The sequence below is a fragment of the Terriglobia bacterium genome (assembly GCA_020072645.1).
Taxonomy (GTDB): domain Bacteria; phylum Acidobacteriota; class Terriglobia; order Terriglobales; family Acidobacteriaceae; genus Angelobacter.
Genome location: JAIQGK010000003.1, coordinates 145,699 through 161,454, shown reverse-complemented (window position 1 = coordinate 161,454; position 15,756 = coordinate 145,699). Strand labels below are relative to the sequence as shown.

Genomic DNA, 15,756 nt, shown 5'->3' with positions numbered 1-15,756 from the left:
AGCCAGCGTGACCGGCGCTTTCGGCTCCTGTTATCCTTCCGCGCATGAGTCTTTCTGTTTGCATCATCACGCTCAACGAAGAAGCGAACATCGGCCGCACGCTGCAGAGCGTGAAAGACATTGCCGACGAGATTGTTCTGGTCGATTCAGGCAGCACGGACGCGACGGTAACCATAGCCCGGTCATTCGGGGCGAAGGTATTTGTGGAGCCATGGAAGGGCTTTGCGCGGCAGAAAAACTCGTCACTGGAGAAAGCGACGTGCGATTGGATTCTCTCGTTGGACGCCGACGAAGAGGCGAGCTCGGAGCTGGCAGCCAGCATCAAGGCGCTGCTCAAATCGGGCACGCCGCAGTTTGCCGGATACACAATGAATCGCCGCAATCTTTATTTCGGCAAATGGATCAAGCGGAGCGGTTATTATCCTGACCCTAAACTGCGGCTGATCCGGCGCGGCGCGGCGACGTTTGAGCTGCGCGACGTGCATGAAGACATGAAAATGGCGGGCGAACTGGGCCACATAAAAGGCGACATGATCCATCACGCCTATCCGACGCTGGAAAGTTTTATCGAGCACGCGAACCGCTATTCATCACTGGGAGCGGACATGGTGGCGCGTGAGCGGAAGGTCGGATTCAGCGTGGTGAATATCGTTCTGCGGCCTCTAGTGAGATTCATCTGGGCATATTTTTTTCGCGGCGGATTCCTGGACGGCCGCGAAGGCCTGCTGGTACTGATGAATCATGCCGCATATGTGAGCTGGAAGTATGCCAAGGCGTGGGAAAAATCCAAAAAATAAAATCTCACCGCGGAGGCGCGGAGAAGAATGGGAGGGTGTGAATGATTGACGAGACGAATCAGAGGCAATTATCTATGCGAAAAGGTCCTGCGTGGTCTGGTTCCAGTTTCAGAACAATGGCTCTTCTCGGCTTGATGCTTCTCGCGGTTACGGTCGGGGGCCTAAGTAGGGCCCAGCAAAATTCAGAAGCAAAGCCCTCACAAATTCAGGAGGCAAAAGCAAAGCCGGGAGCAGCAGAGATGAAGCGCCTTGGCTTCTATGTCGGCAATTGGACTTACACCGAGACGTATCCCAAGTCAGCCATGGCGCCCCAGGGTGCAACTAACACCGGCGTATACTCCAGCAAATTGGGGCCGGGCGGCAACTCTCTGGTCAATACTTTTCATTCGAAAGGACCTGTTGGCGACTTTGAAGGCATGCTCGTGCTTACCTGGGACATGTCGGAAAGCAAGTACAAGGCCTATGTATTTGGCGATTCGTTCCCCGGAGCGATTGTCGAGACCGGCGCGTTCGAAGGAGACAAGCTGGTATTTCGCGGAGAGTTTCCCGGCCAGGCATCTATCAAGCTCCGTAACGCGACATGGCTGGAGTCGCCGAGCAAGCTGATCAGCGAGCAGTATGTAAGCAATAACGGCGGGCCGGAAACATTACTGGTGAAGGTGGAAGCAAAGAAACAGTAGGTACAGACCGGGCCTATCCGGCGTGGCCTTTTCGATCAATGAGTAACGGGGGTCTTCTTAAAGTCAGCGGGCACGGCGAACAAGGCCGGATCCAGCGGATCCTCTGACAATTCCGTCACTGTGTAACCCCATGGAGTCTCTGTCTTCTTGAGCCCCTTTCTGGATGGATATTCCTTGAGCGTAACCTCGCCGCTGGTCTTTTGGGAAACGGCAAGTCCTGAAGGAAGAAAGCCGGTGTAAACCAGATAAGTGCGGACAAAGCTGGTTGAGGACCTTTTTGTGTAATCATCCACCGTGGTCTCACGCACCCCGAGCGGAACACTGGTATCGGCGGGACCTGGCATTGGAGAATACGCCCGGAAGCCCTGCCATGATCGTAGTTCGTCGTTGCTCCATGGAGTCCGAACGTCACCACCAGCCAACGGATCACAAACATACTGACCGTCATTGCCGCAGTCATCCATGAATGTTGCCGGGACAGCCAGACCTTGCCGGAGATATTCCGGAGCGCATCCTGGCTGCGGTAAATCGATGTACCAACCGTCGATGGTCTCCTGGTATTGAATGTCCCGATAGTAGGTAACTTCCGTAGTGACTGTTTTTCCGTGGAGAACCGATGAAGCTATCCGGTTCCCGGCGGTCTTCTGCGTGAGCGTGGTGACTTTGTGGTGAGCTGTATGGCCAAAGAAATCCTTTGATTCTCCTGTATCGAGAGTAGTGGCCGTCATATATTTTTCCGATTGCTTCCGCGCCTTTTCCGCCAGTTTCAGAAAATCTTTTCCAGCCAGGTATTTTGGCGCTTTGAACTCAATGTATGTGTGCGTATCGAGATATAACTCATCCACCAATCCGGTGTCACAATGAGTGATTACCGCTATGTGCGGCCGCCGCTGTGGTACAGCCGAAAAAAATGGAAGGGTGGCCAGCATGTGCGAGCGCTGAATCCAGGGTATGGGCCCCATGAACTCGATGCGTTGCGATGCGCCATGAACGTAGATCGTAACCGAGCCACCATCTGGAGGTAGCGTGGCAGACGAGCCCGCAGGCTGCACCTGATCTGGCGGGGCAGAATCCTTCAGCATGGTGACCTTGAGGTCTGCGCACAAACCAAGGGTTGCGAACGAACAGAGCAAGCCAATGCAAGCGATCCTCTTCATTTCGATTACCCCCTGACAACCCGCCAACAGTTTAGAGAGCAGAGCGCAAAGCTTTTAAGTGAATTTTCATCAAGAACGGATAAGATGTGCGCGGTCCTAGACTGACGAAGATTGGGCAAATTGGATAATTGAGAATCAAAATTTTACCGGGGCGGCGCGGAGGAAAGATTGAAAAGGCAAAACATCTTTCGCCGCAGATTACGCAGATAGACGCAGATCGGGGAAAAACAAAACCCTACCACGGATAAACATGGATGGAACGGATCGAGAATTTGGCCCGGAAAACAAACATCCCACGGAGGCGCGGAGCCGCGAAGGATGGTGATATCGTGCGGCGCGGAGAAGACCGTGCAGCGGACGATTCGGGAGGTGCGCAGGCATTGATCGAAAATGCATCGACGAGGATTATGCCGGGGAGTTGCTGCAAAAGCTGGAGAGCGCCTCGGCTAGGCTACGGCCGGCAGGCGGCGCTGACGATCATTCGACAGTGGCCTTATCGGTCAATGACTTAGCACTCCTGTAACTGTCGGCTGGCGGGCTGGGTGGCCTATGCTTGAGGGCATGCGGCGAAGATTTCTCTATCCAGGCATGTTGTTGGCGATGGTGTTGGCGATGTCCGGCTTGAAGTTGGCAGCCCAGAGTTCATTGGGCGACGTAGCGCGCAGGATCCGCGCGGCCAAGGGCGAAGACTCGCCCTCTACGGCAGAGAAGGCGACGGCTGGGCCACGGACGTTACCGACGACCGACGATTTAAATGCCATCGCCGTGATATTGGCTGAGAAAGATGAGCCGGCATTCGTGACACGCGTAAGAACGCAGATCGAGCAGGAAAACTTCCTGGTCCTGGATAGCGTGGCCGCGGCGGAACGCGCCGGCAGGACGAGGTTTCCCGGCGGCGGCTGGAGGCTTTATGCGTTCTATTCCGCGGTTGAGTCGCCCAACGGGAAGCCACCCCTGACCGAAGCCGAGTGGGCTGACACGCTGGACCGGTTGAAACGCTGGGCGGCACAGCGTCCTGAATCTGCCACGGCGCGGGTGGCGCTGGGTTATGCCTACCTGAATTATGCATGGCAGGCACGCGGCTATGGCGACGCAGCTTCTGTAACGCCGGAAGGCGGCCGGCTGATGCAAGAACGCCTGAAGCTGGCGGAAACGGAGTTGCAGCGGGCCGAAGGGAAATGTCCGGAGTGGTATTACGTGATGTTGCAAATCGGGCGGCTGGACGGCTGGGCAGCCGAAGACCTGACCGCGTTTTTGCAGAGGGCAATCGCGTATGAGCCGGAATTTTATTACAGCTACCAGGAAGTGGCACGCGGACTGATGCCGAAGTGGCGCGGCAAAGAAGGCGACATAGAAAAGTTTATTGAGGAGTCGGCCAATAAGGCCGGAGGCAAAGCGGGCGACATTCTTTACTGGCAGATTACGCAGTCACTGATGAGCGACCGCGATCTGGGAAACATTGTGCAGCATCTTTCATGGTCGCGGGCAATGGTGGGATACCAGGCGCTGGTGGCGCAGTACGGCATGACTCAAGTCGGGCAAAACCAACTGGCGCAGATGGCGGCGCGGTTTGGCGATTACATGGTGACGGACGAAACCATGACGCAGATTGGCGATCACTGGGACCCAGGCACATGGGGGACGAAAGATTATTTTGACAAGGTGAAAACGTGGGCCAGAAGTTCCGCTGTTCCCTTCCGCAAGATCATGGACGCTTATAAAGCGGTGGCAGCCAATGTGGCCACGCTGGAAGGACAGAAATATGACAGCGTGATAGCGCAGGAGTTTTCCAGCCGCTATCTGCGCTCCGTAAAAGATTGCAGTGCAACTGCCAGCGGACCAACGCCGACTCTGCTGATCCTGCAAGTGAGCAAGAGTGGGTCGATACAGCAGATGCTGGTGGTGCCGGAGACTGCAAGCGATGCCTGCCTGCGGCCAAAGCTGGCGAAGGCCACATTTACGCCTCCGCCCAAGCCGGAGTACTGGGTGCGAGTGAGCCTCACATCGAACACCGAACGCGCAGGCAACAAATAGAAACCCGGGACTGGATGGTCCCGGGAAGGGTTTGCTGCGAGTGATGCGGCTGGTTACCAGTAAGTAAGTGAGACTTTGTCCAGCCATGCGGAATAAGCAGTTTGCTTGCTGTCTCCGTCCATCTGGAAAGCGACGTTGATTTCACTCACGTTGTTAGGACGCGCCGGATAGCTGCGATTCACGTAGTGCGTAACGCCGTCATACGTGAACGAAACATAAATCACTTGCGTGTCCGTGCGCTGGAGCTGCCATGTGAGATGGTGCCAGGTATAGGCGGCGGGTGCGGTGCAAGGAATACCGGTGTGAATCCAGTTGCCGGAAGCGTTGCCCCAAACATCCCATTGGGCGCCGTCTTTGATGTTGCATTGCGTGCCAAAAATAAACTTATAGACATTGTTGGACTGGTTAACGTCAAACTCAAGGGCCTGCGGCGCGGTGGAATTGGTGATGTAAAAATTCACGTCGTAGGTGAAATTCTTGATGGCATTGTTGCCGCCAAGCTGTTTCCACCAAAGCGCGTCAGAGTACGGCGTGCTGCCGCTGAGATTAAACTGCGCTGATTTGCCGTCGAGCGCGGGAGAGAGCACGTTTTCCACCATGGAGTAAATGGCCGAAGGACCCGCAGCGCCGGCTCCGGCACAGACGGTGCAGTTTTCCCAGCCGGGCATCTGGTCAATATCACTTTTCACGGTGGCGCCGGAAGGAGCGGGCGTGGGAGAAGTTGACGGAGTTGGCGAAGCGGAAGGCGTGGGAGTCGGCGTGGGTGAAGATGTATTGCCGACCGTTAAGACCATTGTGCTCTTGAAAACTGCACCAGTGGAATCCCAGGCCTGAACCACAGTGCTGTGCTGGCCTGCGGCGATAGCCAGAAAGGTATCAAGGCCAGCGCTGGTGTTATGAAAAACGCTGATTCCGTCCACGTAAATACGCATTGCAGTAATGGGGTGAGTGGAAGTTGCCGTCGCAACAAAATGGACAGGCGAAGTAACGCTGGTGCTTGATGGAGATTGAACGTTAACACCGGCAAACGATGTTCCAACCAGCAGCAGCATGAAAGCACACAGGCACAAGGTCTTTTTTGACAAGTTTGTAATCTCTCTCTGTTGGGGGTAAGCAGCGAAGTTGAGTTTAGAGACGCATCTACTCTGCTTCCACAGAAAAGAGCTTGTAACTCCAATGGGTAGGCGACGAATAGTCCGACTTAATACCAGAGAACCAGTGAGGCCGGTCCGCGCGCCGGACGGCGTGCATAAGGAGCATGCGGATATCCCACGCGAACGGAGATCGAGCAGTGCGGAGAGCAGCGAAAAACAAAAAGACCCGGTAGTGGGGTCGACCGGGTCTTCGAAAGCAGTTCAACAGAGGAACAATCGATCAGGCAGATTGCGTTGTAGCTTGTTTCGTTACGCTCTCTGCTTGAGGGCCTTTCTGTCCCTGAACAATTTCGAATTCAACGTCATCGCCCTCCTGGAGGCTCTTGTATCCCTCCGACTGGATGGCACTGTAGTGGACGAACACATCAGGGCCGTCATCCCGGCCGATAAAGCCGAAGCCCTTTGCGTTATTGAACCATTTCACTTTACCTTTAATTCGAGACACATTCCTTACTCCGGGCTGTCCCTGGGGACACAGTGACCTGTGGTCCCGAGGACCAGTTTCTTCTCTTGGGTTTGCCATTCTTTTTGGGAAGGGACGTAAAACACCGGAGATTAGCCTTCTCCCAGTTCTCCACGTCTTATACCCATAACTTTGGCTTTGGGGTTATTTTGCCCTCATAAAGACGTGATGTCAACTGTCTCTATGTGCTAAAAAAACAATGAGTTAGCCCAAACAAGACATCCTGCACCTGCACCTTAAATGTGTAACTTCTTATAAGGTGAAATGGTAAAAAGAAGCCCGATTATTTAGTTTTTTCTTATTTTTTTTTCGAGCCAAAAAAGCGATGCAATGGTCTTGGCATCAATGATTTTGCCGGAAGTCGCCATCTGAACTGCTTGCTGCAGAGGGAAGAAACGCACCGCTATCCGCTCGTCTTCTTCCGGCTGCGCCACGCCTTTTTTGAGTCCGCTGGCCAAATAAACCGTCATGCTCTCATCCAGAAATCCCGGGCTCACGTAAAAAAAGAGAGCCTTCTGCCAACGTGAAGCCGTGTAACCGGTCTCTTCGATCAGTTCGCGCTTGGCGGCGGCAAGATGGTTTTCGCCCGGATCTACGCGTCCGGCAGGCAGTTCCCACATGCGTCTTCCGGCTGCGTAGCGATATTGGCGCTCCAGCAAGACCAGCGGCGTGCGTCCGGAATCGTCCAGCGGCAGCACGACAATGGAACCCGAATGCCGGATCACGTCACGCCGTGCGCGAACGTTGCCGGGCTCTTCAACTTCGTCGGTCATCACGCTGAAGACCGGTCCACGAAAAGCGGCCGCCGAACCAGCATTGGAAACGAGCGAGCATCTTTCATCGAAAATAGGATTCCTTGTCCGCCGTAGTTGATTCTCGAAGTAGTAGGGTTCCCTCACTCCGTTCGGGACAAGAGGCAGCTTCTGATATTCTCGCGTTGAATGGCAAACAGGCGTTTGGCCAAGGCGACCATTACGTTAATCGGCGCGGGCAATCTGGCCCAGGCGCTGGGCCCTGCGCTGAAAGCGGCGGGATATCAGATTGATTTTGTCGCTGCCCGCGAAACGGCTTCTTCTCGACGGCGCGCTGCAATGCTTGCCCGACTTCTGGAAACACGCACGCAATCCCTGAACGATGCAGGCCCAACCTCAGACATCCTGTGGATTTGCCATACCGATGACGCTCTGGCCGAAACTGCAAAGCTACTCGCACACAAACCCGGATGGTCGGGCAAGATCGTACTTCATTCCAGTGGCGCGCTCAGTAGTGATGTCCTCTCGCCGTTGAAGCGCAAAGGCGCAAGCGCGGCTTCCCTGCATCCCATGATGACGTTTGTTCCCGGCGCGACGCCGCGTATGGAAGAAGTGCCATTTGCCGTGGAGGGCGATACTCGAGCTGTGGCCGTTGCTCGTAGGATTGTTCGGGATCTGGGCGCGGAAAGTTTTGCCATCAAGAAGGCGGCCAAACCGCTCTATCACGCGCTGGGATCGTTTTCTTCACCGCTGATCGTAGCTGCGCTGGTCACGGCTGAACGCGTGGGTCGTGGCGCTGGCCTCACTGCCAGCCAGACCCGCCGTGTCATGTCGCCAATATTGCGCCAGACCATGAAGAACTATGCGGAACGTGGAGCAGCGGCAGCCTTCAGCGGGCCAATCAAGCGTGGCGACCTGAACACTGTGCTTCGCCATTTGAAGGAACTCAAACGAGTGCCGGGAGCGAGCGAAGTTTATCGCGCGCTGGTGAAGTCGGCACTGATGGATTTGCCTTCGGCGAAGAGGAAAGAATTGATGCGGCTTCTCCATTAGCAACGCACACTAAGCCAAAAATTTAACCGCAATGGACGCAAAGATCGCAAAGGATTGACTCAAATCTTTCTTGCTTTGCGTCCTTCGTGCCCTTTGCGGTAGTGGGCGGCTGGGTGCCGAGTGCTGAATGCTATCTTTCCGTAAACAAATGTCCCAGCTTTTCCTTCTTGGTATTCAGGTATCGCTCCGAAGCAGCGTGCGCTTCCACTTCGCACGGCACGCGCTCCACCACTTTGATTCCTGCCGCTTCCAGCGCGGCAACCTTCTGCGGATTGTTGGAAAGCAACCTGACATGGTTCAGTCCAAGCTCTTTCAGCACTTCTGCCGGGAGCTGAAACTCGCGATGATCGGCCTTGAACCCGAGCTCTTCGTTGGCCTGCACGGTGTCCAGGCCCTGGTCCTGCAATTCATAAGCCTGCAGTTTTGCCATGAGCCCAATGCCACGGCCTTCCTGCATTTCATACAGCAACACTCCAGCGCCGGACTGCGCGATCATGGAAAGCGCCATCTCAAGTTGCTGCCGGCAGTCGCAGCGCAGTGAGCCAAACACGTCGCCGGTCAGGCACTGCGAATGGATGCGTACCAGCGGCGGCGCGGCGTGGATATCGCCCAATACCATGGCAACGGCTTCTTCCTTGCGGCGGTCGGCGGCAGAGCCGGGACCGAAATGGCCTTCAAAGCCCATGATGCGGAACTGTCCCCAGCGCGAGGGGAAGTCGGCCTCAGCCATTTTGCGAAGAGTAAAATCAGAGCTCACGCATCTATTATAGAGGCTACGGTGGTTACATCCTGCTTACGGCGTTGAGCGACACATCTCCAGAGATCGAAGCCATGCAGTTTCATGCGCGCATGACCGAGAGTTCAGCGACTAAATGAGAAAGACTATTTATGCGGACTTGAATGCTGCGATCGACGCTCACCGCAACCAGGCAATGTTCAATGTGCTCGATAACCACGCAGACCGCCGCCAATGGATTGACCCGCTAATGACCACACAGAACACAGCGAGAGCCGAGAACAAAGGGCTCCAGCGGGATTCGGTAAAGTGAAGGAATCTGGGCGTTAACCGACCGACAATTGCGAGACCAACACAAATCCCGATGCTGCGATCAAAGCTCCGAACAGTGCTGAGGCCATCCGCTGAAAGCGTCTTCCCAGTTGATTTTCATGAAGTCAGTTAATTCCTCAATAAAACAATTAACAAAAAAATTTAAGTAACAAAAATGGTTAAGTTTTACCTGCGACCACTTGCCATCTACTCTGCTTTTCTTTAGCATCAGTCCTGATAACCGGCCTGCAACGCAGGTGAGAACGGTAACCGTTCATGAACCAACATTCAATGAACAGGGGGCCTGACTCGTATAATAACGGCTCGGTGTGCGAGGTTCCGCCAGTACGGAAATGCCTAAAGAGCCGCGGCGGGTTCCCACCGTCTTAGGACGGGTTCAGAACGGCCCGGTCGCACGGCCAAGTGGGTCGGTTTTCTTCCTTTTTGTCGCTTCGCTCCAAACCGCTATAGATCATCGTCCCCTTTTAAATTCCCTTGCGCCTGTTGCAAGGCGGCTCGACGCGCGAGTCGGCCTCGCCGCAGAATCCACGCATTCGCCGCTGCGCTACAAGAAGCCATCAGCATTCGGCCGTCAGCGTTCAGCCTCAAGATTTCCATCCATAAATGCAAAGTGCGATTTGTGCTCTTGATCAAGGGCTTGGCTGAATGCTGATTGCTGACTGCTGAGTGCTTCCTTACAATCCCTTCAGTGCCCGACTTCGCACCAATCCAAACGCTGGCTGTGCCGCCCGAAGACAAAGGCTCCCGCCTTGACCAATGGCTTGTCTCCCAGCTTCCCGAAGTCAGTCGTGTACGCATTCAGCAGCTCATCGAACAAAACAAAATTCTCATTAACGGAAAGACACCCAAGCCTTCCATGAAGCTGCGCGGCGGAGAAGAAATCGTTATTACTGGCGAAGTCGAGCTGCCGCCGTTGAAGGCATTTGCAGAAGACATTCCGCTCGACGTGATTTACGAAGACGAGAGTATCGCGGTGGTCAACAAGGCGGCGGGCATGAGCGTGCATGCCGGTTCAGGCAAGGGCGAGGCGGGTAATCGCGGCACCATGGTCAACGCGCTGCTTCATCGGTTTAACCAGCTTTCAGAGATCGGCGGCGAGTTACGGCCGGGAATCGTTCATCGGCTGGACAAAGAAACCAGCGGGCTGGTGCTGGTGGCGAAATCTGATCTGGCTCACCGGAAGCTGGCAGACCAATTCACGCATCGCGAGGTCAAGAAAACGTACATCGCCCTGGTGCACGGCTGGCCCAAAATGACAAAAGGGACCATTACCGCCGCCATCAGCCGCGATATGGTTCGTCGCGCGCGCATGACTACCCGCCGCACAAGTGAGAGCAGGCCCGGCCGTGCGGCCGTCACGCACTGGCAGGTAACTCAACAGATTGAAGGCGCTTACGGCAAATTTGCCCTGCTGGAAGTAAAGATCGAAACGGGACGAACGCACCAGATCCGGGTACACCTCTCGTCGATTGGCCACCCTGTTGTGGGTGACACTTTATATGGCGCGCCGGCGCGCGTGACCAGGTCTGTGAGTTACGGAGGTACAGCGCCGGAGGTTGCATCCCTGAAAAGGAACTTTCTGCATGCTTTCGCGATACAATTCCGGCATCCAATAAGTGAGAGGCCGCTTTCGTTCCAGCAGCCGTTACCGGCTGAGCTAAGTGATTTTCTTCGGAGAATCGGGGATTGAGGATTGTTTGTTGAAGACTATAATGTGCGAGAGAAGCCCTGATATGCATCAAAAAAAGACCCTTGCGCTGATGTTCGCGTTCACTTTGGTTTGCTGCTCTGCATTGGCGCAAACTACGCCGCCAGCGGCACAGTCCCCGGCAGCCGGGCAGGCCCCATCGGCCACCGCAAATGCCGTGGCTCCTGGATCGGCGAGTGCAGCCGTGGACGATACGCTGCCAGTGCAGACGTTCCACAGCCGTTCCGACGAAGTGAACGTGATCTTTACGGTCACGGACAAGCACAACAAGTTCATCAAGGACCTGAAAGAAAATCAGTTCAAGATTCTGGATAACAACAAACCGCCCCGGCAGATCACGAACTTTTCTGCCGAGACGGATCTGCCGTTGCGCGTAGGGCTGTTGATCGATGCCAGCAATTCTATTCGCGACCGCTTTCTCTTTGAGCAGGATGCGGCGATTGAGTTTCTGCACCAGATCATTCGTCCCAAGACCGACAAGGCGTTTGTGCTTGCGTTTGACGAAGTCTGGGACCTGACACAGGATTTCACCGGCGATCTGGACAAGTTGACGAAGGGCGTAAAAGTGATCCGTCCGGGCGGTGGCACCGCACTTTGGGACGCCGTTTTTTATGCCTGCCGTGACAAGCTGATGAAGGAAAAAGAAACAGGTCCCGTTCGCCGTGCGATCATTCTTGTTTCAGACGGCGATGACAACCAGAGCCGCGTTCTTAGGCAGGAAGCCATTGAGATGGCGCAGCGCGCGGGCGTGATCGTTTACACCATCAGCACTAACCTGAGCAATAACCCTGATGAAGGCGACCGCAGCCTGAAAATGCTGGCGGAAACCACCGGCGGCCAGGCCTTCTTCCCTTTCAAGCTGCAAGACGTCGCTAACGCGTTCCACGATATTCATGAAGAGCTGCGCAGCCAGTATTCCGTGTTCTATAAGCCTGAAGGATTTGAGGCTAATGGGCAGTTCCGTCCCATACAGATTGCCGCCGAAAACAAGAAATTCAGGGTCCGGGCAAAAAAAGGATATTACGTACCTCGCCAGTAGTCAGGCATTTCATTCACATAAGAAGCCCGGCGCTGACCGGGCTTTTTTATTTGCGCCGGCTTCGCAGGGTTGGGCTCGCAGGAGATGCTTGGCCGATTGTAACTATAATGAGTAAATCAACCGCATTTTTATGACTCTCAAAAAGTATCTGTTTGTTTTCATTGCGATGTGTATTGCCTCTACTTTAGCCATGGCGCAGCAACCGATTCCTGCCCCCACTCCGTCGCCATCGGCTGGCAGCCAGCAGCAGCCGGACGATACAAAAACCGACTCTAAGAATGGGCAAATCCCCACCGTCCGCGTGCGAACCGACGAAGTCAACGTGGTTTTCACAGTCGTGGATAAGGACGGCAAATTCGTGCGCGACCTGAAGCAGAACCAATTCAGGGTCCTGGACAACAAGCTGCCGCCGCGACAGATGATGAACTTTGCCGCGCAAACGGACTTGCCTTTGCACGTGGGCCTGCTGATTGACGCCAGCAACTCGATTCGCGACCGCTTCCAGTTTGAAAAGGACGCCGCCTCGGAATTTCTATACGAAATTGTCCGCCCCAAGGCTGATAAGGCTTTTGTGCTGGCTTTTGATGAAACCTGGGACGTAACGCAGGATTTTACCGGGGACGTTGATAAGCTCCGCACCGGCGTAAAGGTCATCAAGGCTGGCGGTGGAACAGCGATGTGGGACTCAATCTATTTCGCCTGCCGCGACAAGCTCATGAAAGAGCCATCCACTGGAGCGGTGCGCCGGGCCATTATTTTGATCTCAGACGGCGAGGACAACCTGAGCCGCGTGTATCGCGATGAAGCGATTGACATGGCCCAACGCGCGGAAGTTATCGTCTATACGATCAGCACGTCCCTGGTGGAAAGACACACAAAAGGCGATGACGATTTGAGGAAGCTGGCAGATGCCACGGGAGGCCGCGCTTTTTTTCCTGTAAAGCTAGACGATGTGGTTGCAGCTTTTTCTGATATCCAGGAAGAGTTGCGCAGCCAGTACATGATCTCTTATCGCCCAGATCAGTTTGTGGCCAATGGCCAGTTCCGGCCAATCCAGATCATGACGGACAGCAAGAAATATAAAGTTCGGGCGAAAAAAGGATATTACGTCCCTAAGCAATAATTCAGGCGTTTAACCCCTTTATCCGCGAAGATCGCAAAAAATCCGCGGTAGCTTACCGGCTTGCCGCCGCGTCATTCGGTGGATAGTAACCTTTACGCGCCTGGATCTTGTATCCGTCTTTCGATTTGACCTCCAGCCGGCGGAATTTACCGTCATTCACTGGATTCGTGGAACTAAAGCCGAGCAGGTACTGGCTGCGCAGTTCAGCGGCAATTTCTGCAAACGCTTTGTCCAGCTTGTCCGGACGGCTCACCGAGATGAGGCGGCCGCCAGTCTGCTCCGTGAGTTTGCTCATATCGCCGTAATTCGAAGGATACATAGGATCCGTGATCAGCAGCACGTAAGCCACAGTGTCCGCCCTTTGGGCGGCTTCAATTGAATCCTTTAGCCGCAACTTGCTGCCCACGTCGTCGCCATCAGTAAGGATGATCATGGCTTTGCGTCCGACCTGACGGCTCAAGACCTCATCGGCGGCCAAATACACAGCGTCAAACAGCAGTGTGCCTTTATTGCTGCCGCTTGCCGTAGGCACAGGGCCGGGATTTCCCATCGGCGCCATGCCTGCCGTATTGGTATTGATACGTGCCTTATCCAGCCCCCTGCGCAAAGAATGCATGTCGCCGGTAAGGTCCTGGAGCAGGTCCACGGTGATGTCAAAGCTGATCACAAAAGCCAGATCTTTGCTGGTGAGCACTTTTTGCAGAAATCCGGCGGCCACAACCTTTTCCTCCGGCAACGTTCGTTCCATGCTCTTGCTGCTGTCAATCAGCAGCCCCAGCGTGATTGGCAGGTCGCTCTCATTAGAAAAGTATTTGATTGTCTGCGGCTTGCCGTCTTCGAACAGGTCAAAATGGTCCTTGCTGAGGTTAGGGATCAAAGCGCCGTGTTTGTCTTTTACCGTAAACAAAACGTTGACCACGGTCACGTTCTTGCGGAACACCGGAATCTTGCCCTGGTCTTTGTCGGGAACCTGATCCTTATCTTGATTTTGGACCTGGTTCTTACCGGTATTTTGCTGCACGGAAGGGGGAGCAGCTTCCTGCTGAGCAAAAATCGACAGGGGAATAAAAGCGATCGCGAAGACGAGAAATAAAGTCCGCATAAAGGCCTTTGGGCACAGCCTTTCTAATGAAATGTGTTGTGATCTATTGTATTAGATGCAGCCGAGTTGCCTCAGAAAAGCCCCTAAAGCCTTACAATGGGTTTGAGAGACATTCCTGCTGGAAAAGCCGCAACATTCCGGGCCCAAAAACGTTCTAAGTGGTAGGAGGAGCTGATGCTTAGGTTGACCCTTGGGAAGAAAGGGCTGATTTGCGCCCTAGCGGTGGCAACTTTGCCTGTTCTAAGTCAACAGACCCTTCCCGATGGCCCCAAGCCAAAGGAGGCGCAACAGTCTCCTCAGAACGTCCCAGACGCGCCCCAGCCCAAGACCCAGCAATCGGGGCAATTCCCGGAAAATGCCCCTCCGGCGCCGATCAACACGCATCCTCCTGAGCAGCCCGAAGCCGCGCCGACTCCAACGCCAGCTGAGCGTCCCGCGCCGGGCCAGGGTCAATTGGCAAGTGGCCGTGACGACCTGTACAAGATGAGCGTAGCTGTAAACTTTGTGCAGATTCCCGTACGGGTTAAAAACCGTTCCGGCAGCCTGGTCCCAGGGCTTACTTCCAATGACTTCAGGGTTTATGAAGACGGGGTGCTGCAACAGCTTAAGTTTTTTACCGCGGACGCATTCCCGCTTTCAGCGGCCGTAGTTGTGGCCACGGATTTGCCCTCCGTAACCATGAAAAAAGTCAATGAATCGCTGCCGGCGCTTATTGGCGCTTTCAGTGAAGTGGATGAGGTCGCGCTCTATCGCTACGGCCACACCGTGCAACAGGTTTCGGGCTTTTCCGGCGCTTCCAGTGTCTCCACTGCCAGCGTGAATCGCATCAAGCGTCCCGGACGGCAGGGCGGTCCACCCATTACGGGCGGGCCTTTCGGTGGCGGACCGAGCATCAATGGCCATCCGGTGAGCGATCCCAATGCCAACGGCGGCAGGGCGGGCGACGTGCAAACACCACCGCGCGAATTTTATGTGCTGAATGACGCGATTTTAAGAGCGGCCCAGGACCTGAGCAAACGCGATAAGACTCGCCGGCGCATTATCTTTGTCGTTAGCGACGGGCGCGAGCTGGGCAGCACTGCCGGATACGATGAGGTGAGGAGAGTCCTGCTGGCCAATGGCATCAGTGTGTACGGCGTGGGCGTGGATACCGCCGCAATCCCGATTTACGACAAAGCCAACCGCGTACGTATTCCGGGCTTTGGGACCGGAAACATACTACCCCGTTATGCTGCTGATACCGGGGGCGACATGATCGCGGAATTCGACCGCCAGGGCATAGAACAGGCCTATTCCAAAATCGCGGACGCGGCACGCAATCAGTACACGCTGGGATATACGACCCAGGCGACAAAATCGAGCGCTTTCCGCACCATTGACGTCCGCGTGCTGCGCCCGAACCTGAGCGTTTTTGCCAAACAAGGTTATTTCCCGTTGCCACCGCAGGCGCAACAGAGCTCACGGCCATAGGTTACTTTTGGGTATTGCCGCCGGAGTTACAGGATTTGGTACTCCGGCAAAGAGCGTAGAATTAGAAGCGCCCCCTCTGCAAGTCCGTTATGATATAAAAAAGTCTTTCAGCAACATGGCTGTTCGGAACCGCAAGCAGGGAGTTTGCGCCCACC

15 protein-coding genes and 1 other RNA gene are annotated in these 15,756 nt (G+C 54.9%); 10 read left to right on the top strand and 6 right to left on the bottom strand.

Annotated features, from left to right (window positions below; genetic code table 11):
• The first annotated feature begins 44 nt into the window (after positions 1-44).
• Positions 45-797, top strand: a complete 753-nt coding sequence (locus tag LAO76_04190; GenBank protein ID MBZ5490116.1) for a glycosyltransferase family 2 protein — start codon at positions 45-47, stop codon at positions 795-797.
• A 239-nt stretch (positions 798-1,036) separates the two neighbouring features.
• Positions 1,037-1,477, top strand: a complete 441-nt coding sequence (locus LAO76_04185) for a hypothetical protein (GenBank protein MBZ5490115.1) — start codon at positions 1,037-1,039, stop codon at positions 1,475-1,477.
• Positions 1,478-1,512: 35 nt separating this feature from the next.
• Here the strand turns inward: LAO76_04185 and LAO76_04180 are convergent, their stop codons facing one another.
• Entirely contained in the window at positions 1,513-2,634 is a 1,122-nt protein-coding gene (locus LAO76_04180) for a hypothetical protein (protein ID MBZ5490114.1), read from the bottom strand.
• 561 nt (positions 2,635-3,195) lie between these two features.
• Between LAO76_04180 and LAO76_04175 the strand changes: the two genes are divergently transcribed.
• The gene (locus LAO76_04175) at positions 3,196-4,668 is read left to right on the top strand and encodes a DUF4034 domain-containing protein (protein ID MBZ5490113.1); all 1,473 of its coding nucleotides are present in this window, start codon (positions 3,196-3,198) and stop codon (positions 4,666-4,668) included.
• Between the two features lie 53 nt (positions 4,669-4,721).
• Here LAO76_04175 and LAO76_04170 read toward each other — a convergent pair whose 3' ends face one another.
• The 3 genes from LAO76_04170 to LAO76_04160 all read right to left on the bottom strand — a co-directional run bounded on the left by LAO76_04170 (position 4,722) and on the right by LAO76_04160 (position 7,058).
• On the bottom strand, positions 4,722-5,753 hold the full coding sequence (locus tag LAO76_04170; protein MBZ5490112.1) for a hypothetical protein: 1,032 nt from the start codon (positions 5,751-5,753) through the stop codon (positions 4,722-4,724).
• A 289-nt stretch (positions 5,754-6,042) separates the two neighbouring features.
• Entirely contained in the window at positions 6,043-6,345 is a 303-nt protein-coding gene (locus LAO76_04165; protein MBZ5490111.1) for a cold shock domain-containing protein, read from the bottom strand.
• Between the two features lie 227 nt (positions 6,346-6,572).
• On the bottom strand, positions 6,573-7,058 hold the full coding sequence (locus tag LAO76_04160) for an NUDIX hydrolase (GenBank protein MBZ5490110.1): 486 nt from the start codon (positions 7,056-7,058) through the stop codon (positions 6,573-6,575).
• 168 nt (positions 7,059-7,226) lie between these two features.
• On the opposite strand from LAO76_04160, the gene LAO76_04155 reads away from it, so the two are divergent.
• Positions 7,227-8,090 (top strand): DUF2520 domain-containing protein, encoded by an 864-nt coding sequence (locus tag LAO76_04155; GenBank protein ID MBZ5490109.1) that lies wholly within the window; start codon positions 7,227-7,229, stop codon positions 8,088-8,090.
• A gap of 130 nt (positions 8,091-8,220) precedes the next feature.
• Here LAO76_04155 and ribA read toward each other — a convergent pair whose 3' ends face one another.
• Complete coding sequence (gene ribA, locus LAO76_04150; GenBank protein MBZ5490108.1) at positions 8,221-8,820, bottom strand: GTP cyclohydrolase II; 600 nt, start codon at positions 8,818-8,820, stop codon at positions 8,221-8,223.
• Between the two features lie 142 nt (positions 8,821-8,962).
• Here ribA and LAO76_04145 point away from each other — a divergent pair, with 142 nt between their 5' ends.
• The 5 genes from LAO76_04145 to LAO76_04125 all read left to right on the top strand — a co-directional run bounded on the left by LAO76_04145 (position 8,963) and on the right by LAO76_04125 (position 13,029).
• Positions 8,963-9,139: a hypothetical protein gene (locus LAO76_04145; protein MBZ5490107.1), complete on the top strand. Its 177-nt coding sequence runs from the start codon at positions 8,963-8,965 to the stop codon at positions 9,137-9,139.
• Positions 9,140-9,378: 239 nt separating this feature from the next.
• A non-coding RNA gene (ssrS, locus tag LAO76_04140) (6S RNA) lies at positions 9,379-9,572 on the top strand.
• Positions 9,573-9,865: 293 nt separating this feature from the next.
• A complete protein-coding gene (locus LAO76_04135; protein ID MBZ5490106.1) occupies positions 9,866-10,849 on the top strand; it encodes an RluA family pseudouridine synthase in 984 nt (327 codons plus the stop codon).
• A 43-nt stretch (positions 10,850-10,892) separates the two neighbouring features.
• On the top strand, positions 10,893-11,906 hold the full coding sequence (locus LAO76_04130; protein MBZ5490105.1) for a VWA domain-containing protein: 1,014 nt from the start codon (positions 10,893-10,895) through the stop codon (positions 11,904-11,906).
• Between the two features lie 130 nt (positions 11,907-12,036).
• Positions 12,037-13,029 carry a VWA domain-containing protein gene (locus LAO76_04125; protein ID MBZ5490104.1) on the top strand — a complete coding sequence of 331 codons (993 nt, stop codon included), beginning with the start codon at positions 12,037-12,039 and terminating at the stop codon, positions 13,027-13,029.
• 52 nt (positions 13,030-13,081) lie between these two features.
• Here LAO76_04125 and LAO76_04120 read toward each other — a convergent pair whose 3' ends face one another.
• A complete protein-coding gene (locus tag LAO76_04120; protein ID MBZ5490103.1) occupies positions 13,082-14,131 on the bottom strand; it encodes a VWA domain-containing protein in 1,050 nt (349 codons plus the stop codon).
• 174 nt (positions 14,132-14,305) lie between these two features.
• Here LAO76_04120 and LAO76_04115 point away from each other — a divergent pair, with 174 nt between their 5' ends.
• Complete coding sequence (locus LAO76_04115; protein ID MBZ5490102.1) at positions 14,306-15,601, top strand: VWA domain-containing protein; 1,296 nt, start codon at positions 14,306-14,308, stop codon at positions 15,599-15,601.
• The last annotated feature ends 155 nt before the right edge of the window (positions 15,602-15,756 follow it).

Bases quoted from the DNA above. Each gene is read 5' to 3' on its own strand.
- LAO76_04145 (MBZ5490107.1), top strand. From the start codon at position 8,963: ATGAGAAAGACTATTTATGCGGACTTGAATGCTGCGATCGACGCTCAC.
- LAO76_04155 (MBZ5490109.1), top strand. From the start codon at position 7,227: ATGGCAAACAGGCGTTTGGCCAAGGCGACCATTACGTTAATCGGCGCG.
- LAO76_04130 (MBZ5490105.1), top strand. From the start codon at position 10,893: ATGCATCAAAAAAAGACCCTTGCGCTGATGTTCGCGTTCACTTTGGTT.
- LAO76_04125 (MBZ5490104.1), top strand. From the start codon at position 12,037: ATGACTCTCAAAAAGTATCTGTTTGTTTTCATTGCGATGTGTATTGCC.
- LAO76_04160 (MBZ5490110.1), bottom strand. From the start codon at position 7,058: ATGACCGACGAAGTTGAAGAGCCCGGCAACGTTCGCGCACGGCGTGAC.
- LAO76_04185 (MBZ5490115.1), top strand. From the start codon at position 1,037: ATGAAGCGCCTTGGCTTCTATGTCGGCAATTGGACTTACACCGAGACG.
- LAO76_04190 (MBZ5490116.1), top strand. From the start codon at position 45: ATGAGTCTTTCTGTTTGCATCATCACGCTCAACGAAGAAGCGAACATC.
- LAO76_04180 (MBZ5490114.1), bottom strand. From the start codon at position 2,634: ATGAAGAGGATCGCTTGCATTGGCTTGCTCTGTTCGTTCGCAACCCTT.
- LAO76_04165 (MBZ5490111.1), bottom strand. From the start codon at position 6,345: ATGGCAAACCCAAGAGAAGAAACTGGTCCTCGGGACCACAGGTCACTG.
- LAO76_04175 (MBZ5490113.1), top strand. From the start codon at position 3,196: ATGCGGCGAAGATTTCTCTATCCAGGCATGTTGTTGGCGATGGTGTTG.
- ribA (MBZ5490108.1), bottom strand. From the start codon at position 8,820: ATGGCTGAGGCCGACTTCCCCTCGCGCTGGGGACAGTTCCGCATCATG.
- LAO76_04115 (MBZ5490102.1), top strand. From the start codon at position 14,306: ATGCTTAGGTTGACCCTTGGGAAGAAAGGGCTGATTTGCGCCCTAGCG.
- LAO76_04120 (MBZ5490103.1), bottom strand. From the start codon at position 14,131: ATGCGGACTTTATTTCTCGTCTTCGCGATCGCTTTTATTCCCCTGTCG.